The sequence below is a fragment of the Roseovarius sp. MBR-79 genome, assembly GCF_053628555.1.
In genome coordinates, this window is the sequence record NZ_JBRJGP010000011.1 from 88,939 (window position 1) to 108,418 (window position 19,480).

Below are 19,480 nucleotides of genomic sequence, written 5' to 3' on the forward strand. Positions count from 1 at the left end.
GTTGCGGATCACCTAGCCCGTTTGCGCCGCGCGCCGCAAGATCAGCCGCCCTTGCCGCGCTCAAGATGCGCCTGCCAGAGGTCGGGGCGGCGGTCCTGCGTGATGCGCTCGGACATCTCGCGCCGCCACGCCGCCACCTTGCCGTGATCGCCCGAGGTCAGCACCTCGGGGATGGTCAGCCCGCGCCATTCGGGCGGGCGGGTGTAGTGCGGATGCTCCAGCAGACCCTCGGCAAAGCTCTCTTCCTCGGTGGAGGTCTCGTTGCCGAGCACACCGGGCAAAAGCCGCACGCACGCGTCGATTATCGCCTGTGCCGCAATCTCGCCGCCGGTCATGACGAAATCGCCAAGGCTGATTTCCTCGATGCCGTAATGCGCGATCACCCGTTCATCCAGCCCCTCGAACCGGCCACAGATCAGCGTGACACCGGGACCGGCGGCCAGAGATTGTGCGCGCGCCTGCGAAAACGGCGCGCCGCGCGGGCTGAGATAGACCAGCGGCCAGTCGGGCGGGGTGGCGGCCATCGCCTCGTCAATCGCGCGGCCCATCACATCGGCGCGCAGCACCATGCCCGCGCCGCCGCCTGCGGGCGTGTCATCGACATTGCGGTGCCGCCCCTCGCCAAAGGCGCGCAGGTCGATTGTCCGGAGCGACCATAGCCCGTCGCGCAGGGCGCGCCCCGTCAGGCTCTCGCCAAGCACGCCGGGAAAGGCCTGTGGCAGAAGGGTGATGATGCGCGCGCCCCAGACACCGGGGCGCGGTGCCGCCTCTGCCATCAGGTCGCGCGGTGCAAGCGAGGGGCGGATACTCTTGCTGCCATGGGAGCGGGGCGTGTCGGCCATGGTCTAGAAGAGCCCATCGGGCGGGTCGGCCACGATCCGGCCAGAGGCGAGATCAACCGTCGGCACCGCCTCGCGGGTGAAGGGCAACAGCACGGTCGAGGTGACGCCCGGCCCCTCGATTTCCAGCAGGTCCGCCGCGCCGTGATTGAGCACCGCCTTGACGCGGCCAAGGGCTGCGCCGCCGGTATCGAACACCTCGAGCCCGATCAGATCGGCATGGTAGAACTCGTCATCGGGCAGGGCGGGCAGGCGCGCGCGCGGCACATGCAGGCGGATGCCGCGCAGGGCGTCGGCCTGTTCCTTGGTGGCGATGCCCGACAGCCGCGCGGTAAGCGCGCCCGAGGTCTGCCCCGTCAGCGTGATCTCGAAGCTGCGTTTGCCATCCTCAGAGCTGAGCGGGCCATAGGCGGCGATGTCCTCTGGCGTCGCGGTGAACGTCTTGAGCCGGACCTCTCCCTTGACGCCGAAGGCCCCGGCAATCGCGCCCAGACAAACCGTATCGCTCATCACTATGTCCTTTCGCAGGGGGTCATCGGCTTTCCATCGGCACATGATGACGACGCTGCTCCCACCCGGCAAGCTCCAGTTCCGGCGCGGCGCTTTCCTCTTCGGGCCAGCCGATGCAGAGATAGGCCACAAGTGCCCAGGTGTCCGGGATCTCGAGGTCCTGACACAGGCGCGCGGGATCGAGGATCGACACCCAGCCGAGGCCGAGGCCGCGCGCCCGGGCATAAAGCCAGAATTGGGTGATGGCGGCCACCACGGAATAGCGCCGCATCTCGGGCATGGTGGCAGCCCCGAGGCCCGCGCCCTTGTCGGTCGCCTCGTCGCAGAAAACCGCAAGCTGGACCGGGGCCTCGCGCATCCCCGTCAGCTTCAGCCCGCTGTAAACGCGGGCTTTTTCGCCGTCATATCCGTCAAGCGCGTGCGCATTTGCCGTCTCGAAATTGGCCAGAGCGGCGGCGCGGGCGGCGGGGCTTGAGACCTGCACGATGCGCCACGGCTCGCTCAGCCCGACCGAGGGCGCAAGAGCAAAGGTCGCGAGGCACTCTTGCAAGAGCGCCTCGTCCACAGGATCAGGGCGAAAGCGGCGCACGTCGCGCCGCCAGCGCATGAGATCGCGCAGGCCGGTCTGGAAGTCCTCGGAAAACTGCGACATTCCAGCGCCTTACCTTGTGCTCACTCGGCGGCGGCCTCTTCGGCGGCGGCGGCGGCAGCGGCGGCCTTCTCGGCCTTGGCGGCGGCGCGTTCCTGGGCTTTCTTGCCCGGCTCGGCCTTTTTCAGGTTGGCGCGCTGCTTCGTGTCGATGACGCCTGCGGCTTCGAGCATCCGGCTGATGCGGTCGGTCGGCTGTGCGCCCTGCGCCAGCCAGTGCTGGATGCGCTCGATATCCATCTTCACGCGATCCTCGCTATCCTTGGGCAGCAGCGGGTTGTAGGTGCCCAGCTTCTCGATGAAGCGGCCATCGCGCGGCATACGGCTGTCGGCCGCGACGATGCGGTAGAAGGGGCGCTTTTTCGAGCCACCACGGGCAAGACGGATTTTCATGGCCATTTGATATTCTCCTTTAATGGCGGGGGTTTGGTGGGGTTGAACCCCACCCTACGATTGGTGCTTCTGGTGATGCCGGATCACCTCGGCGATGATGAAGTTCAAAAACTCCTTGGCGAAGGCGGGGTCGAGATCGGCCGCTTTCGCCAATTCTTCGAGCCGCTCGATCTGCGCGGCTTCGCGCGCCGGATCGGACGGGGGAAGGTCGTGTTCGGCCTTGAGCTTGCCCACGGCCTGGGTGTGCTTGAACCGTTCGGCCAGGGTAAAGACGAGGATCGCGTCGAGCCGGTCGATGCTCTTGCGGTGCTCGGCCAGAAGCCGGGCGGCGCGGATGATGGCGTCATCGGTCATGCGTAAGCCTCCACCGAGCCGTCGTCGTCAGGGCCGGGATGGCGATAGAGGAAATCGCGGCCCATGTGGATATTGTCATATTCCCGCTCGAACCATGCGCCGAGGCGTTCGGCGAGCGCGATGGAGCGGGTATTACCGGGTTTGATATTGGAGGTGAGGGTGGTGAAGCCCAGATCCTCATAGGCATAGCGGCGGGCGCGCAAGGCGGCCTCATGCGCGATGCCGCGCCCCTCGAAGCCGTCGAACACGACCCAGCCCAGTTCCGGCTCTGGCCAGCCTTCGGGGTTCCAGATGCCGGTGATACCAGCGGGCTGCCCGCTGGCCTTGTCCTCTATCGTGAAATAGCCGTAGCCGTGGATATGCCAGTGGCCCACATTGAGCGCGAACCAGCGCCACGCATCGCCCCGGTTCGGGGACGCACCAAAGCCCTCGGCGCGCTCGCGGTCGAGGAGGAAGGCGATCATCGGCTCGATGTCGCGCACCTCAGGCCCGCGCAAGACAAGGCGGGGCGTTTCCAATACGGGCGCTTGGACGAGGGTCATGCGGCCCCCCGCAAATCATGGCGGATCACCACATCGCCGGGATCGATGCCGGGCAAGCTTGGGTCAATCACGCCGTTCAGACGCAGCCCCAATGCCACCGACCGTGCATTGGCCGGGTCTATGATACTGGTGACATGCGGCCAGTCGGTGGTGGCGCGCAACCAATCGAGCACGGCGGCTGCGGCCTCAAAAGCAATGCCTTGGCCTTCGGCCTCAGGCACGACGAACCAGCCGAGTTCCGGAGCGGGATACTCCGCGGATTGATAGATGCCCACATCGCCCAGATAGGTGCCGGTGGCGCGGTCATCTATGCCAAAAGGCCCATAGCCACGCAGTCCCCAAAGCGCCACGTCTGACGCCCAAATACGATAAGCCTGCGCGCGGTCGAACGGTCCGCCTTCGTGCGCAGCACGGGGGCTGGTGTAATAGTCGGCCCAAGCCTCGAAATCCGACAGGCGCGGGGCCCGCAGGATCAGACGCTCGGTGGTGAGGGTGGGCGCGCTGGACATTATTTCTTCTTGCCAAGGCCCGAGAGGCCGGGGGGGAGCGACAGGCCACCACCGCCCAAGCCGCCCAGACCGCCCGGCAGCTTGCCGCCCATGGCGCGGGCGGCCTCTTCCATCGCGCGTGGGTCGTTCATGTCGGGCATCCCGCCCTTGCCGAACATGCCCTTCATCGCCTGCTTGAGCATCCCGCCCTTGTTGCGGCCGAGTTTCTTCATCATGTCGGCCATCTGGCGGTGCATTTTCAGAAGCTTGTTCAACTCGGACACATCCTGACCCGCGCCTGCCGCGATCCGCTTCTTGCGGCTGGCCTGCAACAGGGCGGGGTTGGCGCGTTCCTTTTTCGTCATCGACTGGATGAGAGCGATCTGGCGTGTGATCACCTTGTCGTCAAAGCCTGCCTCCTGCACCTGTTTGGCCATCTTGCCCATGCCGGGCATCATGCCCATCAGCCCTTCCATGCCGCCCATCTTCTGCATCTGCTCGAGCTGGCCACGCAGGTCGTTCATGTTGAACTGACCCTTCTGCATCCGGCGCATCATCTTCTCGGCCTGCTCGGCCTCGATGGTCTCCTGCGCCTTTTCCACCAGCGCGACGATGTCGCCCATGCCGAGGATGCGGCCGGCGATGCGCTCTGGCTCGAAGGTCTCAAGCGCGTCGAGCTTTTCGCCCAAGCCCACGAAGCGGATGGGCTTGCCGGTGATGGCGCGCATCGAGAGGGCCGCACCGCCGCGCCCGTCGCCGTCCATCCGGGTGAGGACGACGCCGGTCACGCCGATCTTGTCGTCAAATTCGGTGGCGACGTTCACCGCATCCTGACCGGTGAGGCCATCGACCACGAGCAGCGTCTCGCGCGGGTTGGCCACGTCGCGCACGGCGGCGGCCTGTGCGATCAGCTCGGCGTCGATATGCAGCCGGCCGGCGGTGTCGAGCATGTAGACGTCGTAGCCGCCAAGCGCGGCCTGCGTCTTGGCGCGTTTGGCGATGGCGACGGGGTCCTCGCCCTTGACGATGGGCAGGGTATCGACGCCGATCTGGCGGCCCAGAATGGCAAGCTGTTCCATCGCGGCGGGGCGGTTGGTGTCGAGCGAGGCCATCAGAACGCGCTTGCCCTCGCGGTCCTTGAGCCGCTTGGCGAGCTTGGCGGTGGTGGTGGTCTTGCCCGAACCTTGCAGGCCGACCATGAGAATGGGCGCGGGCGGATTGTCGATCTTGAGCGCGCCCGGGTCGCCCTCGCCGCGCAGGGTGGCGATGAGCGCGTCATGGACGATCTTGACGACCTGCTGGCCGGGGGTGACGGATTTGGTGACGGCCTGACCGGTGGCCTCGGTCTCCACCCGCTTGATGAAGTCGCGTGCGACGGGAAGCGAGACATCGGCCTCGAGCAGGGCCACGCGGACCTCGCGCAGGGCGGTTTTGACATCCTCTTCGGAGAGCGAGCCCTGCCGCGTGAGACGGTCGAGAACGCCGGAGAGGCGGTCGGACAGGTTTTCGAACATTGCCGGGCCTCCTTTGCCGGTTACCGCCATGCCGCGCCGGGGTGACGCCTCAAAACATAAACGCCCCCACGGGCGCAACGCGCTGGTGGGGGGCGATCCCGGCACCGGGCCGGGACCGGAAGCGTCTGGCCTCCGGGAACTTGGGCTGGCGTTTACGCGTGCAGGCGGGACGAGTCAAGCACCGGAGGTGGGGGCAGTAGTGCGATGCCGGTCCAGCCAGAGGTTGATGGCGCGCACCACCGCGCCCGAAGCGGGGCTGCTGTCATAGATCTCGGTGATCGGGCGCAGCACCTCGCCGCCCGCCCCGTCGGAGAGCACGAGCGAGGGGCGATACATCCGGCGGCGCACGCGGGAGGGGTCGCTACCGGTGTCGCCGCCCGAGAGCGTGGTCTCGCCTGAGGCGCGCAGCACGTCCGCCAAAGGCAGCACCTCCTCGCGGTGGCGCAGGATGGTGCGGGAGCGTAGCGTCGCGGTGCCCGCGCGTGCGTCGAGAATGATTTGCAGGCGCTCGACGAAGACACAGATTGCGGCAAAGCACATGCCGCCGCCGATGCCTGCCATGACGAAGGCACCGATCAGCGTCCGGGAACTGACCAGAAGTCCGACGCCGACAAAGAGCAGCAGGCCGAGCGAGAGCATCACCGCGAATAACCACGGCATGTCTTCGGCGATCAGTAGACCGGGGGTATCGTGCGTGATCTTCATCCGCCATGTCTCGCTCTTGGCCTCGCGGTCGTCTGACATTCCGAGGCTGGGGGCATCGTGCCCGATTGCAACTCTTTCGTCACCACCTCATAGTTGGGCGGGTGAAATTGCGGGCAGGGCGGGCATGGCCATGGACAACTGGGACGAGGTGCGCACCGCCTTTCACGTGGCGCGGGTGGGCACGGTCAGCGGCGCGGCGGAGGTGCTGGGCGTGCATCACGCCACGGTCATCCGCCATATCGACGCGCTTGAAGAGCGGCTTGGCGTGCGGCTTTTTCAGCGCCATGCGCGCGGCTACACGCCCACCGAGGCGGGCGACGACCTGTTGCGCGTGGCACAGGCGACGGACGACCAGTTTCATCAACTGGCGGGCCGGCTGCGCGGCCAGGGCAACGAGGTGGGCGGCGAACTGGTCGTGACCTCGATCAGCGGGCTGAGCCATCTGCTTGCCCCGGCGCTCGCGGAGTTCCAGGCCGGGTATCCCGAATTGATCGTGCGCTACCTGACCGGGGACCGCCTGTTCCGGCTGGAATATGGCGAAGCGCATGTGGCGGTGCGCGCAGGCACCGCCCCCGATCAGCCCGACAACGTGGTGCAACCGTTCTTTCGTCAGGAATTCGCGCTCTATGCCGCCGGGAACTATGTCGCGCGCCATGGTGTGCCCGAGGGCGAGGGCGATCTGGCGCGCCATCGCTTTGTCGGCGCGGACGATCCCAAGACGCGCGCGCCCTTCCACCGCTGGCTCAACGAGACGGTGCCGCCCGAGGCGATCGTGTTCCGCGCAGGCGACGTGCATTCGCAGCGCAACGCCATTCTTGCCGGGGCGGGGATCGGATTCGTCGCGGTGACGCAGGCGCGCGATCATCCCGATCTGCTACAGGTCATGGCACCGCGTGCCGACTGGGCCGCGCCGCTCTGGCTGGTGACACACATGGATCTGCACCGCACGACCAAGGTGCAGGCCTTCCTGCGCTTTCTCAAGGAGCGCGCGCAGGACTGGCAGAGCTGATCAGAGAAAACCGGCCGCACCGAGATCGGCGCGCAGCCGGTGCAGTTCTGGCGGCAGGGCGCTTTCGCGGGTGTCGGGCGCGGTGGTGGCAAGCGCGGCACTGGTCCAGGGCGTGATCCCGGCAAACCCGCCGATCTGTTGCTTGATGGCATCAAAAACCGGCTGACGTGTGCGCCGCTGAATGAGACCGATACGCGCCTCCGGATGGGCCACGAAAGGCGCGAGATGAAAGGCCGAGCCGTCCGGGCCGAGCAGCACGCGCGCAGCGCGGTAAGCGGCGATCTGCTCGGGGATGGAATGCCGCTCGGGATAGAAGATCGTGAACCCCGCGCTCGAGAGCCATTTTTCGATCTGCCGTTCATACGGCACCTGCTGGGCCGGGTTCTTGAGGCGGCGGCGCGAGATATAGAGCCGTTCGGGACCATCCGGCGCGATGGCCGACAGATGGCGGCGCATATAGGCGCGCGCCTCGGGCGTGCCATGGGTCCAGTCCAGGTGGCCAAAGCCCTGCGACGGGACGATCAGGGTCTCGACCTCGGTGGGTTCCATCACAAGATGCACCGGCAGGCCCTGTCCGAGCAGGTCCAGAAGCGGTCCCAGACGGCGGCGCAGCACGGCGGCGATGTCGCGCCCCGCCATGGGCAAGAGCAGGATGCCGTCCGGCCGTGCCCCGAGATGGTCGAGCGCCCAGAGCCGCGGCGTGGCCTCGAGCAGGAAATGCCCGAAATGATGCCGTCCGACCCCGGCAAAGAGCCAGCGACCGGCAAGCCGCGCGGGCGTGGCCTCCGGTGGGGCGGGATCGGGGGTAAAGCGGCTTCCCGAAAGAAGCGTGCGCGCCATGGGAAGGGGTGCCCCTCCCTCGTCCAGCACGCCGCAGGCGTGGCTGCCCGGGTGCATCGGCATCACCACTGCGCGCGCCACCGTCTCGATCTGCGCCGGGGCGAGATGACGTGCGTCAGGCGTCATCCGGCAGTTCCCGCGCCAGAAACCGCTCGAACGCGTCGAGATTGACCGCCTCGAACTGACCGAACCCCTGCATCCAGATCGAGGCATCGCGCAGCGCGTCGGGCTCCAGCTTGCACCAGACCACGCGCCCGCGCCGCTCCTGTGTGATGAGGCCCGCACGGCCGAGGATCCCAAGATGCTTGGAAATCGCGGCAAGGCTCATCGCGAACGGCTCGGCCACGTCCGTCACCGCCATGTCGTCCTCGAGCAGCATGGCAAGGATCGCCCGTCGCGTCGGATCGGCGAGGGCGGCAAAGACGGTATCGAGAGCCTGCGCCTTGGACATGCGGGTATAAGCCCGAGGCGCACGGGCGGCGTCAACGCCTTAATGCAAGCGGGTTTGATTCAGGGCAAGGCGCTGGCAGGGTAGGGCGGCTAGGGTCCGCAGACGATCCAAGGAAACAGGAAAGGAAAGAACATGTTCTCGAACATCATGGTTCCCGTCGATCTCGTCCACAAGGACAGGCTGGCCAAGGCGCTCGCGGTGGCGGGCGACATGGCAAAGCGCCACGGCGCAAAGATCACTGTGGTCAGCGTCGGCGGCGAATTGCCGGGCGCGCTTGGCCATAAGCCGGGCGAGTTTGCCGCAACGGTCAGGGCTTTTGCCGAGGAGTTGCGCGCCACGCACGGGGCCGAGGTCGAGGCGCGGCCCATCATCAGCCACGATCCGGCGGTCGAGACCACGGCGGCGCTGATGCAGGCCATCGACGAGACCGGTGCCGATCTGGTGATCATGGCAAGCCATGTGCCGGGGTTCCTCGAGCACATCTTCAGCTCGCATGGCGGCTATATCGCGCAGCACGCGCCGGTCTCGGTCTTCGTGGTGCGCTGAAACTCAACCGCATGGTTGAATATCCCGCAACCACCCCGACGGCCCGCCGGGGCGGTTGCGGCAGAATGACCGCCCCGCTTCATCGTTCCAAAAATACTCAATAAAACAGATGCTTGAACAGGAGTGACGTCGCCATTTCGCGCGCTTGACTCGCGCAGCCTGCCGCCATAGCAAGACGTCAACTTCCCAAGGGGGTTGCGTGTGACCGATCCGGATCGTGACGAGCGTCTGAAAGACATCGAAACGCGGATCGCGAAGCTGCGCGGCAAGGATGCGCCGCGTCCCCACCGGGAGGAGCATTATTCGCAGGCGCAGCACGCGTGGCGGATGGTGATCGAGCTTGTGGCCGGTCTGATGATCGGCTTCGGCATGGGATACGGGCTTGACCTGCTGTTTGGCACGCTGCCGGTTTTCCTTGTCGTGTTCACTTTGCTGGGTCTCGCGGCGGGCATCAAGACGATGATGCGCTCTGCCGCCGAGATGCAGGAGACGAAAACGCCCGATACGGGCGGGGATGAGAGGGCGAAGGATGGCGACTGAAGCGCATGGGGCCGCAGAGCCCGGTCTGGTGTTCCACCCGATGGATCAGTTCATGGTCAAGCCGCTCTTCGGCGAGGGCGTGGTCGGCATCTTCACGCTGACCAACGTGACGCTGTGGATGGCGCTGACCGTGGCGGCGATCTTTGCGCTGCTGGTCCTGGGCACCGCCGGTCGCGCCACGATCCCGAGCCGGACGCAATCCATTGCCGAGCTGGCCTATGATTTCGTGCGCAAGATGGTCGAGGATGTGGCGGGCAAGGACGGGCTGGTGTTCTTTCCCTACATCATGACGCTGTTTCTCTTCATCCTCTTCGCGAACATGCTGGGCCTTCTGCCGATGGCCTTCACCACCACCTCGCATATCGCGGTAACGGCGGTGCTGGCGATGCTGGTGTTCCTCACCGTGACCATTGTCGGTTTCGTGCGTCACGGTGCCGGGTTTCTGAGCCTTTTCTGGGTCAGTTCGGCACCCTTGCCGCTGCGCCCCGTGCTGGCGCTGATCGAGGTGATTTCCTATTTCGTGCGCCCCGTCAGCCATTCCATCCGTCTTGCCGGCAACATGATGGCCGGGCACGCGGTGGTGAAGGTGTTTGCGGCCTTCGCGCCGATGATCATTCTCTCCACCGGCATCGGCCTTCTGGTCACGCCGCTGTCGATCCTGGCCATTGCCACGATCTATGCGCTCGAGCTGCTGGTGGCCTTCATTCAGGCCTACGTGTTCACGATCCTGACCTGCGTTTACCTCAAGGATGCGCTGCATCCTCATCACTGAGTTACGGTGGGCATCGCCCACTCTACGAGCTACGAACCACTGCCAATTCCAACGTAAGGAGACATGACTATGGAAGGCGATATCGTTCAAATGGGTGCATATATCGGCGCGGGCCTCGCATGCATGGGCATGGGCGGGGCAGCGATCGGTGTGGGCAATGTTGCCGGCAACTTCCTTGCTGGCGCGCTGCGCAACCCGTCGGCCGCTGGCGGCCAGACCGCGACGCTCTTCATCGGCATCGCATTCGCCGAAGCGCTGGGGATTTTCTCGTTCCTCGTCGCGCTCCTGCTGATGTTCGCCGTATGATCCTTACGGGTATCTGATCCTTACGGTCGGGGGGCGGCAGTTGCGCGCCTCCCGGTGTATTCGGACCTTTCCCGAGGGAGGCTGACATGGCGAGCGAAGCAAAAGCGGCCGAGAGCGCGACGGGTCTTCCGCAGCTCGATTTCTTGACATTCGGAAACCAGATCTTCTGGCTTCTGGTGGCGTTGGTCGTGATCTATTTCATCCTGTCGCGCGTGGCCCTGCCGCGCATCGCCGCCGTTCTGGCCGAGCGTCAGGGGACCATCACCAACGATCTGGCCGCCGCCGAGGACCTCAAGGCCAAGGCGGTCGAGGCGGAAGAGGCCTACAAGAAGGCGCTGGCCGATGCCCGCGCCGAGGCGCAGAAAATTGTCGCCGAGACCAAGGCGGCCATCAAGGCCGACCTGGACAAGGCCAACGAGAAGGCCGATCAGGAGATCGCCGCCCGCACCGCCGAGGGCGAGAAGGCGCTGGCCGAAATCCGCGATGGCGCGCTTGATGCCGTCCGGGACGTGGCCAAGGATGTCGCCGCCGAGCTGGTCTCGGTCATGGGTGGCAAGGCGGACGGGCGCAGCGTGACTGCGGCTGTCAATGCCCGGATGAAAGGATGAGCCCGATGCGCAAGCTGAGTGTCACACTGGCCGCGACACTGGCCGCTACCCCGGCGCTTGCCGCCGGTGGCCCGTTCTTTTCTCTGGGCAACACCGATTTCGTGGTGTTGCTGGCCTTTCTCATCTTTGTGGGCGTGCTCGTCTATCTCAAGGTGCCGGGGCTTCTGGGCCGCAAGCTTGATGAGCGGGCCGCGGGAATCAAGGCCGATCTCGATGAGGCGCGGCGCCTGCGCGAGGAGGCGCAGACCCTTTTGGCGCAATACGAGCGTCAGCAGAAGGACGTGCAGGCACAGGCCGACCGGATCGTGAAACAGGCCAAGGCCGAGGCCGAAGAGGCCGCCGTGCAGGCCAAGGCCGAGATCAAGGCCTCCATCGCCCGCCGCCTTCAGGCTGCCGAAGACCAGATCGCCAGCGCCGAGGCCCGCGCCGTGCGCGATGTGCGCAACGAGGCGATCATCGTGGCCACCGCCGCTGCGCGCGATGTGATCGCCAAGCAGATGACCGCCGCCGAGGCCGACAGCCTGATCGATGCGGGTATCAAGGAGGTCGAGGCCAAGCTCCACTGAGCCGCCGCGCCAGACATGATTTCGCAAGGCCGTGTTCCGAAAGGGGCGCGGCCTTGTTGCATCCGAGGGGTCGATTGAGGGTTTCACATTGCCCCCCGGCTGCGATATGTCAGCCAAGGGCAGGAAAAGGAGCCGATTGGCATGGCATTCGACTACGACCTTTTCGTGATTGGCGGCGGCTCTGGCGGGGTGCGCGCGGCGCGCGTGGCCGCGCAGGGCGGCGCGAAGGTCGCTTTGGCCGAGGAGAGCCGCTATGGCGGCACCTGCGTGATCCGGGGCTGCGTGCCGAAAAAACTCATGGTCTTTGCCTCGGAATTCCCCGACGCCATTGCCGAGGCGCGCGCCTATGGTTGGGAGGTGACGCAAGGGGCGTTCGACTGGAGCGCGTTCCGAACCAAGCTTCATGCCGAGCTGGACCGGCTGGAAGGCGTCTATCGCGGCATCCTGCGCAACAATGGCGTCGAGACCTTCGACATGCGCGCGCGGCTCGCTGATCCGCACACGGTCGAGTTGGCGGACGGCACGCGGCTGAGCGCGCGGCACATTCTGATTGCCACCGGCGGCCATCCGGTCAAGCCCGATCTGCCGGGGGCCGAGCACGCGATGGTGAGCGACGATCTGTTTCTGATGGAGCGGCTGCCGAAATCCATGCTGATCATCGGCGGCGGCTATATCGCCTGCGAGTTTGCCTGCATCCTCAACGGGCTGGGCGTTGCGGTCACGCAATTCTATCGCGGCGCGCAGGTGTTGCGCGGCTTTGACGAGGAGGCGCGCGGGCTTGTCTCGGACGAGATGATCCAGTCCGGGGTCAACCTGCATCTGGGCACGAATATCGCCGAGATGGAGCCGGTTGACGGCGGCTACCGTGTCTGCGGGACCAACGGGCAGGAAGCGGTCTTTGAGCAGGTGCTCTTTGCCACGGGCCGTGCGCCCAACACGCGCGATCTGGGGCTGGAGGCGGCGGGTGTCACGGTGGGGCGCAAGGGCGAGATCGTGGTCGATGACTATAGCCAGACCAGCGTGCCCTCGATCTATGCCATCGGCGACGTGACCGACCGGGTCAACCTGACGCCGGTGGCGATCCGCGAGGGCATGGCCTTTGTCGAGACGGTGTTTGGCGGCAACCCGACTCCGGTTGATCACGACCTGATCCCGACGGCGATCTTTACCCAGCCCGAGATGGGCACCGTGGGCCTCTCGGAGGAAGAGGCGCGCGAGCGTGGACCGGTGGAAATCTACGCCACCTCGTTCAAGCCGATGCGCGAGAGCTTTGCCGGGCGCGCCACGCGGGTGTTGATGAAGCTGGTGGTCTGCGCCGAGACGCGCCGCGTGCTGGGATGTCATATCGTCGCCCCCGGCGCGGGCGAGATGATCCAGTTGGCCGGAATTGCGGTCAAGATGGGCGCGACCAAAGAGGATTTCGACCGCACCGTCGCGGTGCATCCGACCATGTCGGAAGAGATCGTGACGATGAAAACACCGGTGCGGACAGCTTGATTTCTCGGGCGTCCTGCACAGGTTAGACACAAGCCCGTGAAACGGCAGATACAACAAGGGAAGATGTTCATGGCTGGAAACAATGGTGGCCCGTGGGGCGGTGGAGGCGGCAATCGCGGTGGCGATGACGACCGGCGCCCGCCCGGTGGCGGCAGGCGACCGCCCGAAGGCGGCTCGCAACTCCCCGAGATCGAAGATCTGGTGCGCAAGGGTCAGGACCAGTTGCGCGTGCTGATGGGCGGGCGCGGCGGCGGCGGCCGGGGCGGCGCAGGCGGCGGCGGAGAGGGACCGAAATTCGGCAAGGGCACGATTGGCCTTGCGGCGCTTGGCGCGGTCGCGCTTTGGGTGTTTTCCAGCCTCTACACCGTCAAGCCGGAAGAGCAATCCGTCGAGTTGTTTCTTGGCAAATACTACAAGACCGGCAATCCGGGTCTGAACTTTGCTCCGTGGCCGATCGTCTCGGCCGAGATCGTGAACGTAACCTCCGAGCGCACCGAGGATATCGGTCGGCGGGTCGGCGGGCGCGAAGAGGGGCTGATGCTGACCACCGATGCCAATATCGTCGATATCGACTTTCAGGTCGTTTGGAACATTTCCGACCCGTCCAAGGTTCTGTTCAATATCCGCGACCCGCAGCTGACGGTGCAGGCGGTGTCCGAATCGGTCATGCGCGAGATCATCGCCGCGTCGAACCTGTCGCCGATCCTCAACCGGGATCGCGGAATCATCGCCGATACGGCGATGGCCAACATTCAGGAAACGATGGACGAGTATAATAGCGGCATTCGGATTGTTCGCCTCAACCTCGACAGAGCCGATCCGCCCGGCGAGGTGATCGACAGCTTCCGCGAAGTGCAGGCCGCCGAGCAGGAGCGCGACCGTCTGCAACGTCAGGCCGATGCCTATGCCAACCGTGTGCTGGCCGAGGCGCGTGGTCAGGCCGCGCAGATCCTCGAGGACTCCGAGGGCTACCGTGCCCGCGTGGTCAACGAGGCACAGGGTGATGCGAGCCGCTTTACGTCGGTTCTCACGGAATATTCCAAGGCACCCGAGGTCACGCGCCGCCGTCTTTATATCGAAACGATGGAGCGGGTTCTGGGTGGAATCGACAAGACGATTCTGGACAATGCGGTTCTGGGTGGCGATGGCGGCACTGGCGGCAGCGGCATCGTGCCATATCTGCCGCTCAATGAGCTGCGTCGCAGCAATCCGAATGCAGGGGGGAATTGATCATGGGTAAGGGTAAATTCATCCTTCCGTTTTTTGTCGTCGCGATTTTCCTCGGGCTGTCGTCCATCTTCGTCGTGGACGAGCGCGAAAAGGCGCTGGTGCTGCAATTTGGCCAGATCAAGTCCGTGAAGGAAGAGCCGGGGCTGAACTTCAAGATCCCGTTCATTCAGGAAGTCGTGCGCTATGACGCCCGTATCCTGTCGCTCGATACCGACACGATCGAGGTGACGCCCTCGGATGACCGCCGTCTGGTGGTCGATGCCTTCGCGCGCTACCGGATTCGTGACGTGGTCCAGTTCCGTCAGGCGGTCGGCGTCGGCGGTATCCGCATGGCCGAAGACCGGCTGTCGTCGATCCTCAATGCGCAGATCCGCGAAGTGCTGGGTGCCGATCAGGTGACGTCGGACACGATTCTGTCAGAGGAACGGCGCAGCCTGATGCTGCGCATTCGGCAGCAGGCGCAGCGCAGCGCGGAGGGTCTTGGTCTTGACGTGGTCGATGTGCGCCTGAAGCAGACCAACCTGCCCGATCAGAACCTTGAAGCCACTTTCGCGCGGATGCGCGCCGAGCGTGAACGCGAGGCTGCCGACGAGATCGCGCGTGGTAACGAGGCCGCGCAGCGGGTGCGCGCCCTGGCTGACCGGACCGTGACCGAGACGCTGTCGGATGCCGAACGGCAGGCGCAGGTGATCCGGGGCGAGGCCGATGCAGAGCGCAACGCGGTGTTTGCCGAAGCCTTTGGCGCGGACCCGGAGTTCTTTGCCTTCTACCGCTCGATGGAAGCCTACGAAAAATCGCTCGGGGGTGAAAACTCGATGCTGGTGATGACCCCGGACGGCGAGTTTTTCGATTACTTCCGGTCGGGCAGCGGCACCGAATGATCGAAACGGCGCTTCTGGCCCTCGGGCTGGTGCTGCTTGTGGAGGGGCTGGTCTATGCGCTGGCCCCTTCGCTTGTAGAGCAGATGCTTGTGGCGCTGGCGGCGATCCCACCCGAGGCGCGGCGGCTTCTGGGTCTGTTGGCGCTGGTGACGGGGTTGGCGCTCATCTGGGTCGCCAAGGCGCTTGGCGCTTGATTTTCGCGTGTCATGAGGATCACATAGGGGTGACACGATGGCAGGGGCTTTGCGATTGACCCGTGCGACCCTACATTCCCTCATGCACGCTGAGTCAGACCGGCGAGAGCCGGAATTGATCAAAGGAGAGTTCGGAGTGAGCAAATCTGTAATTAGCGCAACACGACCGATGCAGGGTCCGATGCGCGCCCTGTGGCTGCTGGCATTGAGCATCGGGCTCTTGATCGCTCAGGCGATGATCGCGCAGGCGCGCCCTGACAGTTTCGCCGATCTGGCGCAGAAGGTCAGCCCCTCGGTGGTCAATATTACCACCTCGACGATGGTCGAGGGCGATGCCGGTGCAAGCCCGTTGGTGCCCGAAGGCTCGCCCTTCGAGGATTTCTTCGAGCGGTTCCGCGACCAGATGGAGGAGGGCAACCGGCCACGGCGGTCCTCGGCGCTTGGGTCGGGCTTTGTCATTTCCGAGGACGGTTTCGTGGTCACGAACAACCACGTGATCGAGGGCGCGGACGAGATCAACATCGAGTTCTTCTCGGGCAAGACCCTGCCCGCCAAGGTCATCGGCACGGACCCCAAGACCGACATCGCGGTCTTGAAGGTCGAGAGCGACACGCCGTTGCCCTACGTGACGTTCGGCGACAGCGACACCGCGCGTGTGGGCGATTGGGTGCTCGCCATGGGCAACCCGCTGGGGCAGGGCTTTTCGCTCTCCGCCGGGATTGTCTCGGCGCGCAATCGCGCGCTGTCGGGAACCTATGACGATTACATCCAGACCGATGCGGCGATCAATCGGGGCAATTCGGGTGGGCCGCTCTTCAACCTCGATGGCGAGGTCGTGGGCGTCAACACCGCGATCCTGAGCCCCACGGGCGGATCCATCGGGATCGGGTTTTCCATGGCCGCGAACGTGGTCAAGCAGGTGGTCGCGCAGTTGCAGGAATTCGGCGAGACGCGGCGTGGCTGGCTGGGTGTGCGCATTCAGGACGTGACCCCGGACGTGGCCGAGGCCATGGGGCTGGAAAAGGCCGCAGGCGCCCTTGTGACCGATGTGCCCGAGGGGCCGGCGGCGGAGGCCGGGATGCTCTCGGGCGACGTGATCACGTCCTTTGACGGGCGTGACGTGGCCGACACCCGCAGCCTTGTGCGGCAGGTGGGCAATACCGAGGTGGGCAAGACCGTGCGCGTGATCGTGTTCCGCGAGGGCAAGACGCAGACGCTGCGGGTGACGCTTGGCCGTCGTGAGGAAGCCGAAGGCGCGATCCCGGTGGTGCAGCCCGGCGGCGCGCCGGAGGCACCCGAGGAGAAATCCGTCTTTGGGGTGACGCTCCAACCGCTCGATGACGAGGTGCGCGGGCAGCTTGAGCTTGACAGCAGCGTGACCGGGCTGGTCGTGACGGGCGTCGACGAGGCCTCCGAAGCCTTCGAGAAGGGCCTGCGCGCGGGTGACGTGATCACCGAAGCGGGCCAGCAGAAGGTGGCAAGCATCGCCGACATGGATGCCCGCATCGCCGAGGCGCGCGAGGCGGGGCGGCGGTCCCTCCTGCTCTTGGTGCGGCGGGCGGGCGATCCGCGCTTTGTGGCGCTCGGGATCGAGGAATAGGCGCAACCGCGTCCAGTCTTGTGAAAGGCCCTCCGTTCGGGGGCCTTTCGCGTTCCGGGGACGTGGTGTCGGGTGAGCCGATCGGCTATGCGATCGAAAACGGCACCAGCGCCGCATCCTTGCGCAGATAGAGCGGGTGCCTGGCCGAGCCGTCCTTGTTGAGGCCGAAGCACCGTAGCGGGCGGCCTGTTGCGGCCAGGGCGAGTGTGGCCGCGCGCACGATCCCGCCATAGCGCGCGTGCAGCTTGCCATAGGCCATGACGATCAACTCGGCCTCTTCGGCCATGGCGAGGAGCGCGGGGATATTGGCCGGGCTGCACGCCAGATCGGGTGCGGGCAGGTCGCGCGGCGATGTGGCGCGCCAGTCCAGCACATTGCCCTTGAGATAGCGGGTAAAGCCCCAGTCGCGCGCAAAGCCCAATTCGCGGTGACAGGTGGGATCAGAGATCTCGGCGCTGGCCACCGAGGGGTTCATGCCCACAAAGAGCACGGCGCGGGGCTGCGCGCCCTCGTGTGTCCAGTCGCGGGTCAGAGCCTGCCGGTAGCGCCCGCAGGGTGAAAACGTCGCCCCGCCGATGACACCGTCGGGCAGGCGCAGCCGCACCTTGCCGCCGGGGTCGTGCCGGTCCTCGGGGGCGCTCATCGGTTGAAGACGCGCACGGGGTGCAATTCGCCTGCCTTGTAGTGTCCCACCGCAAGCGCGCGGCCGTCCAATGCGGCCCAGCATTCCTCGCCATAGTCCACGTCGCTTGCGATCACCATGCCGGGATTGCCGTTGCGCAGCCGCGCCGCGCCTTCGGGCGTGGCGGTGACCATGGGCAGATCCGAAAGCCCCTCCTCCAGCGGACGAATATAGGTGTCCAGATCGCCGGTGCGGGCCAGTGCCTCGATCGTCTCGAGGCTCACCCCGTCCTCGGCGTCGAACGGCCCGGACCAGAGACGGCGCAGCGTGACCACATGGCCGAAACAGCCGAGCGCCTCGCCAAGATCGCGGGCGATGGCGCGGACATATCCGCCCTTGCCGCAGACCATGTCGAGCACGGCCGTATCATCATCGGGCCGGTCCACAAGCAGCAGTTCCTCGACCCAGAGCGGTCGGGCCGCGACCTCGAATTCCTCGCCGTCGCGGGCGCGCTTGTAGGCGCGTTCACCGTCGATCTTGACGGCGGAAAAGCGCGGCGGAACCTGCATGATCTCGCCCACGAAGGCCCCGAGTGCGGCCTTGATCGCATCATCGCCGGGGCGCGCGTCGCTTGTCGCCATCACCTCGCCCTCGGCATCGTCGGTATTGGTCGCCTGCCCAAGCCGGACGGTGAAACGGTAGGCCTTGAGCGCCTCGGTGATGTAGGGGACGGTCTTGGTCGCCTCGCCGAGCGCGATGGCCAGAACGCCGGTCGCCTCCGGGTCGAGCGTGCCGGCATGGCCCGCCTTGCGCGCCTCAAGCGCCCACTTGACCTTGTTGACCACGGCGGTGGAGGTGAGGCCCGCGGGCTTGTCCACCACCAGCCATCCCGAAAGGTCGCGCCCCTTTGGCTTTCGTGCCATGTCCGGTCCCTTGTTGTCTTCAGATCAGGGTCGAGCGCCTAGTCGAGTGCAGTCCCGCCGTCAACCACCACGCCCACCATCGGCCCGAGCGGAAACCCGAGATCGGAGCGCGCAAGCCCCGGCGCGTGGAGCCGTGACACCTTGCCATCGAGATAGAGCGCCTGTGGCGCGCCGAGGTGGTCGCGGAAAACGCGGGCGAAGCGGTGGAAATTCACCGGCGCGTCGGAGATGAGAAACCACACGCGCCGCCCGTCAGCCGAGGTGCCGACACCGTTGCGGATATGGCGGCTGCCGCTCTCCTCGAGGAAGCGGGGGTGGAGCGCGCCGTCGATCACCAGCATCGGCCCCGATTGCGTGGCAAAGCGGCAGGTGGGGGCCTCACGCGCGAAGCGGCGCGTTTCAATGACATGGGCGGTGGTGCCGGTCACGCAGAACACGCCGTTGGGCAACATCCCGAAGTTGCCCGGCCCTGCGGAGGTGACGAGGGGCGCTATCTCCTGTCCTGCCTCGACATGAAGGCCGACGGGGCGTCTGTCGGCGTGATACATGCCGCCGTTCATGGCGAAGGCAAGGCGCTTGCCCTCGGGTTTCAGCTGCCGGTCGATATTGGCGAAACTGCCAAGCGGCGTATCGCGCGTCGGGTCATTGAGAAAGAGGCGGATATCGTCGCGCGCGGCATCGGCCCCGCAGAGCGTATAGCCTGCACCCTCAAAGGTGATGGCGCGGCAGAAGGCGGCGGCGGGGAGGGGGGCGAGCAGAACAAGCGCGGCCAGAAGCGCAGAGGCAAGCGCGCGCGGTCCTGTCCCGCCTGTGCCCGTCATGCTCCGGCTTGACCGGAGCATCTCCGGCCACAGCCCGACCCACGAGATTGCCCGGTCAAGCCGGACAATGACGCGCGCTTG

Annotated in this window: 26 protein-coding genes; 12 read left to right on the plus strand and 14 right to left on the minus strand. The window is 65.9% G+C overall.

What is annotated here, in order from left to right; genetic code table 11:
* Positions 1 to 41: 41 nt before the first annotated feature.
* The 9 genes from trmD to ACSSV8_RS12810 all read right to left on the minus strand — a co-directional run bounded on the left by trmD (position 42) and on the right by ACSSV8_RS12810 (position 6,032).
* On the minus strand, positions 42 to 842 hold the full coding sequence (trmD, locus tag ACSSV8_RS12770; protein ID WP_454282695.1) for a tRNA (guanosine(37)-N1)-methyltransferase TrmD: 801 nt from the start codon (positions 840 to 842) through the stop codon (positions 42 to 44).
* Positions 843 to 845: 3 nt separating this feature from the next.
* Positions 846 to 1,349, minus strand: a complete 504-nt coding sequence (gene rimM / locus ACSSV8_RS12775; protein ID WP_354537622.1) for a ribosome maturation factor RimM — start codon at positions 1,347 to 1,349, stop codon at positions 846 to 848.
* Between the two features lie 22 nt (positions 1,350 to 1,371).
* The gene (gene bluB / locus ACSSV8_RS12780; protein ID WP_454282696.1) at positions 1,372 to 2,001 is read right to left on the minus strand and encodes a 5,6-dimethylbenzimidazole synthase; all 630 of its coding nucleotides are present in this window, start codon (positions 1,999 to 2,001) and stop codon (positions 1,372 to 1,374) included.
* Between the two features lie 20 nt (positions 2,002 to 2,021).
* Positions 2,022 to 2,396, minus strand: coding sequence for a 30S ribosomal protein S16 (gene rpsP, locus ACSSV8_RS12785; protein WP_454282697.1), 375 nt, complete (start codon positions 2,394 to 2,396; stop codon positions 2,022 to 2,024).
* A gap of 48 nt (positions 2,397 to 2,444) precedes the next feature.
* Positions 2,445 to 2,744 (minus strand): chorismate mutase, encoded by a 300-nt coding sequence (locus ACSSV8_RS12790; protein ID WP_454282698.1) that lies wholly within the window; start codon positions 2,742 to 2,744, stop codon positions 2,445 to 2,447.
* A complete protein-coding gene (locus tag ACSSV8_RS12795; RefSeq protein ID WP_454282699.1) occupies positions 2,741 to 3,286 on the minus strand; it encodes a GNAT family N-acetyltransferase in 546 nt (181 codons plus the stop codon). The genes ACSSV8_RS12790 and ACSSV8_RS12795 overlap by 4 nt, the downstream gene beginning before the upstream one ends.
* On the minus strand, positions 3,283 to 3,795 hold the full coding sequence (locus tag ACSSV8_RS12800; RefSeq protein WP_354537617.1) for a GNAT family N-acetyltransferase: 513 nt from the start codon (positions 3,793 to 3,795) through the stop codon (positions 3,283 to 3,285). The genes ACSSV8_RS12795 and ACSSV8_RS12800 overlap by 4 nt, the downstream gene beginning before the upstream one ends.
* Entirely contained in the window at positions 3,795 to 5,288 is a 1,494-nt protein-coding gene (gene ffh / locus ACSSV8_RS12805; RefSeq protein WP_454282700.1) for a signal recognition particle protein, read from the minus strand. Before ffh ends, ACSSV8_RS12800 begins: the two co-directional genes overlap by 1 nt.
* Before the next feature lie 174 nt (positions 5,289 to 5,462).
* Positions 5,463 to 6,032, minus strand: a complete 570-nt coding sequence (locus ACSSV8_RS12810; RefSeq protein ID WP_354537615.1) for a hypothetical protein — start codon at positions 6,030 to 6,032, stop codon at positions 5,463 to 5,465.
* 91 nt (positions 6,033 to 6,123) lie between these two features.
* Between ACSSV8_RS12810 and ACSSV8_RS12815 the strand changes: the two genes are divergently transcribed.
* Positions 6,124 to 7,002, plus strand: a complete 879-nt coding sequence (locus ACSSV8_RS12815; protein ID WP_454282730.1) for a LysR family transcriptional regulator — start codon at positions 6,124 to 6,126, stop codon at positions 7,000 to 7,002.
* Here ACSSV8_RS12815 and ACSSV8_RS12820 read toward each other — a convergent pair whose 3' ends face one another.
* Complete coding sequence (locus ACSSV8_RS12820; RefSeq protein WP_454282701.1) at positions 7,003 to 7,968, minus strand: glycosyltransferase family 61 protein; 966 nt, start codon at positions 7,966 to 7,968, stop codon at positions 7,003 to 7,005.
* Positions 7,958 to 8,293 carry an ArsR/SmtB family transcription factor gene (locus ACSSV8_RS12825; protein ID WP_354537613.1) on the minus strand — a complete coding sequence of 112 codons (336 nt, stop codon included), beginning with the start codon at positions 8,291 to 8,293 and terminating at the stop codon, positions 7,958 to 7,960. The genes ACSSV8_RS12820 and ACSSV8_RS12825 overlap by 11 nt, the downstream gene beginning before the upstream one ends.
* A 132-nt stretch (positions 8,294 to 8,425) precedes the next feature.
* Here ACSSV8_RS12825 and ACSSV8_RS12830 point away from each other — a divergent pair, with 132 nt between their 5' ends.
* From ACSSV8_RS12830 to ACSSV8_RS12880, 11 genes are all read left to right on the plus strand, one after another.
* Positions 8,426 to 8,839, plus strand: a complete 414-nt coding sequence (locus ACSSV8_RS12830; RefSeq protein WP_454282702.1) for a universal stress protein — start codon at positions 8,426 to 8,428, stop codon at positions 8,837 to 8,839.
* Between the two features lie 201 nt (positions 8,840 to 9,040).
* Positions 9,041 to 9,379 (plus strand): AtpZ/AtpI family protein, encoded by a 339-nt coding sequence (locus tag ACSSV8_RS12835; RefSeq protein ID WP_354537611.1) that lies wholly within the window; start codon positions 9,041 to 9,043, stop codon positions 9,377 to 9,379.
* A complete protein-coding gene (locus ACSSV8_RS12840; RefSeq protein ID WP_454282703.1) occupies positions 9,369 to 10,151 on the plus strand; it encodes a F0F1 ATP synthase subunit A in 783 nt (260 codons plus the stop codon). Before ACSSV8_RS12835 ends, ACSSV8_RS12840 begins: the two co-directional genes overlap by 11 nt.
* A 69-nt stretch (positions 10,152 to 10,220) precedes the next feature.
* Complete coding sequence (locus ACSSV8_RS12845) at positions 10,221 to 10,457, plus strand: F0F1 ATP synthase subunit C (protein ID WP_354537609.1); 237 nt, start codon at positions 10,221 to 10,223, stop codon at positions 10,455 to 10,457.
* 86 nt (positions 10,458 to 10,543) lie between these two features.
* Positions 10,544 to 11,065: a F0F1 ATP synthase subunit B' gene (locus ACSSV8_RS12850; protein ID WP_454282704.1), complete on the plus strand. Its 522-nt coding sequence runs from the start codon at positions 10,544 to 10,546 to the stop codon at positions 11,063 to 11,065.
* A complete protein-coding gene (locus ACSSV8_RS12855) occupies positions 11,062 to 11,631 on the plus strand; it encodes a F0F1 ATP synthase subunit B (protein WP_454282705.1) in 570 nt (189 codons plus the stop codon). The genes ACSSV8_RS12850 and ACSSV8_RS12855 overlap by 4 nt, the downstream gene beginning before the upstream one ends.
* Before the next feature lie 141 nt (positions 11,632 to 11,772).
* Positions 11,773 to 13,128 (plus strand): glutathione-disulfide reductase, encoded by a 1,356-nt coding sequence (gor, locus tag ACSSV8_RS12860; protein ID WP_454282706.1) that lies wholly within the window; start codon positions 11,773 to 11,775, stop codon positions 13,126 to 13,128.
* 69 nt (positions 13,129 to 13,197) lie between these two features.
* A complete protein-coding gene (gene hflK / locus ACSSV8_RS12865) occupies positions 13,198 to 14,358 on the plus strand; it encodes an FtsH protease activity modulator HflK (RefSeq protein WP_454282707.1) in 1,161 nt (386 codons plus the stop codon).
* Between the two features lie 2 nt (positions 14,359 to 14,360).
* Positions 14,361 to 15,239 (plus strand): protease modulator HflC, encoded by an 879-nt coding sequence (hflC, locus tag ACSSV8_RS12870; protein WP_354537604.1) that lies wholly within the window; start codon positions 14,361 to 14,363, stop codon positions 15,237 to 15,239.
* Positions 15,236 to 15,433, plus strand: a complete 198-nt coding sequence (locus ACSSV8_RS12875) for a DUF2065 family protein (RefSeq protein ID WP_354537603.1) — start codon at positions 15,236 to 15,238, stop codon at positions 15,431 to 15,433. Before hflC ends, ACSSV8_RS12875 begins: the two co-directional genes overlap by 4 nt.
* A 169-nt stretch (positions 15,434 to 15,602) precedes the next feature.
* A complete protein-coding gene (locus ACSSV8_RS12880) occupies positions 15,603 to 17,033 on the plus strand; it encodes a Do family serine endopeptidase (RefSeq protein ID WP_454282731.1) in 1,431 nt (476 codons plus the stop codon).
* An 85-nt stretch (positions 17,034 to 17,118) separates the two neighbouring features.
* Here the strand turns inward: ACSSV8_RS12880 and ACSSV8_RS12885 are convergent, their stop codons facing one another.
* Genes ACSSV8_RS12885 through ACSSV8_RS12895 form a run of 3 tightly spaced genes read right to left on the minus strand, consistent with a single transcriptional unit; the run spans position 17,119 to position 19,399 of the window.
* Positions 17,119 to 17,676 carry a DUF1643 domain-containing protein gene (locus tag ACSSV8_RS12885; protein ID WP_454282708.1) on the minus strand — a complete coding sequence of 186 codons (558 nt, stop codon included), beginning with the start codon at positions 17,674 to 17,676 and terminating at the stop codon, positions 17,119 to 17,121.
* Complete coding sequence (gene truB, locus ACSSV8_RS12890) at positions 17,673 to 18,578, minus strand: tRNA pseudouridine(55) synthase TruB (RefSeq protein WP_454282709.1); 906 nt, start codon at positions 18,576 to 18,578, stop codon at positions 17,673 to 17,675. The genes ACSSV8_RS12885 and truB overlap by 4 nt, the downstream gene beginning before the upstream one ends.
* A 38-nt stretch (positions 18,579 to 18,616) precedes the next feature.
* On the minus strand, positions 18,617 to 19,399 hold the full coding sequence (locus ACSSV8_RS12895) for a phosphodiester glycosidase family protein (protein WP_454282732.1): 783 nt from the start codon (positions 19,397 to 19,399) through the stop codon (positions 18,617 to 18,619).
* Positions 19,400 to 19,480 lie beyond the last annotated feature (81 nt).

Coding starts and splice junctions, on each gene's coding strand:
- hflC (WP_354537604.1), top strand. CDS start 14,361: ATGGGTAAGGGTAAATTCATCCTTCCGTTTTTTGTCGTCGCGATTTTC.
- ACSSV8_RS12810 (WP_354537615.1), bottom strand. CDS start 6,032: ATGTCAGACGACCGCGAGGCCAAGAGCGAGACATGGCGGATGAAGATC.
- ACSSV8_RS12875 (WP_354537603.1), top strand. CDS start 15,236: ATGATCGAAACGGCGCTTCTGGCCCTCGGGCTGGTGCTGCTTGTGGAG.
- ACSSV8_RS12790 (WP_454282698.1), bottom strand. CDS start 2,744: ATGACCGATGACGCCATCATCCGCGCCGCCCGGCTTCTGGCCGAGCAC.
- ACSSV8_RS12815 (WP_454282730.1), top strand. CDS start 6,124: ATGGACAACTGGGACGAGGTGCGCACCGCCTTTCACGTGGCGCGGGTG.
- ACSSV8_RS12855 (WP_454282705.1), top strand. CDS start 11,062: ATGAGCCCGATGCGCAAGCTGAGTGTCACACTGGCCGCGACACTGGCC.
- ACSSV8_RS12795 (WP_454282699.1), bottom strand. CDS start 3,286: ATGACCCTCGTCCAAGCGCCCGTATTGGAAACGCCCCGCCTTGTCTTG.
- ACSSV8_RS12845 (WP_354537609.1), top strand. CDS start 10,221: ATGGAAGGCGATATCGTTCAAATGGGTGCATATATCGGCGCGGGCCTC.
- ACSSV8_RS12820 (WP_454282701.1), bottom strand. CDS start 7,968: ATGACGCCTGACGCACGTCATCTCGCCCCGGCGCAGATCGAGACGGTG.
- ACSSV8_RS12840 (WP_454282703.1), top strand. CDS start 9,369: ATGGCGACTGAAGCGCATGGGGCCGCAGAGCCCGGTCTGGTGTTCCAC.
- rimM (WP_354537622.1), bottom strand. CDS start 1,349: ATGAGCGATACGGTTTGTCTGGGCGCGATTGCCGGGGCCTTCGGCGTC.
- ACSSV8_RS12850 (WP_454282704.1), top strand. CDS start 10,544: ATGGCGAGCGAAGCAAAAGCGGCCGAGAGCGCGACGGGTCTTCCGCAG.
- ACSSV8_RS12825 (WP_354537613.1), bottom strand. CDS start 8,293: ATGTCCAAGGCGCAGGCTCTCGATACCGTCTTTGCCGCCCTCGCCGAT.
- rpsP (WP_454282697.1), bottom strand. CDS start 2,396: ATGGCCATGAAAATCCGTCTTGCCCGTGGTGGCTCGAAAAAGCGCCCC.
- ACSSV8_RS12895 (WP_454282732.1), bottom strand. CDS start 19,399: ATGACGGGCACAGGCGGGACAGGACCGCGCGCGCTTGCCTCTGCGCTT.
- ACSSV8_RS12830 (WP_454282702.1), top strand. CDS start 8,426: ATGTTCTCGAACATCATGGTTCCCGTCGATCTCGTCCACAAGGACAGG.
- trmD (WP_454282695.1), bottom strand. CDS start 842: ATGGCCGACACGCCCCGCTCCCATGGCAGCAAGAGTATCCGCCCCTCG.
- ACSSV8_RS12800 (WP_354537617.1), bottom strand. CDS start 3,795: ATGTCCAGCGCGCCCACCCTCACCACCGAGCGTCTGATCCTGCGGGCC.
- gor (WP_454282706.1), top strand. CDS start 11,773: ATGGCATTCGACTACGACCTTTTCGTGATTGGCGGCGGCTCTGGCGGG.
- ACSSV8_RS12885 (WP_454282708.1), bottom strand. CDS start 17,676: ATGAGCGCCCCCGAGGACCGGCACGACCCCGGCGGCAAGGTGCGGCTG.
- ACSSV8_RS12880 (WP_454282731.1), top strand. CDS start 15,603: ATGCAGGGTCCGATGCGCGCCCTGTGGCTGCTGGCATTGAGCATCGGG.
- ffh (WP_454282700.1), bottom strand. CDS start 5,288: ATGTTCGAAAACCTGTCCGACCGCCTCTCCGGCGTTCTCGACCGTCTC.
- hflK (WP_454282707.1), top strand. CDS start 13,198: ATGGCTGGAAACAATGGTGGCCCGTGGGGCGGTGGAGGCGGCAATCGC.
- truB (WP_454282709.1), bottom strand. CDS start 18,578: ATGGCACGAAAGCCAAAGGGGCGCGACCTTTCGGGATGGCTGGTGGTG.
- bluB (WP_454282696.1), bottom strand. CDS start 2,001: ATGTCGCAGTTTTCCGAGGACTTCCAGACCGGCCTGCGCGATCTCATG.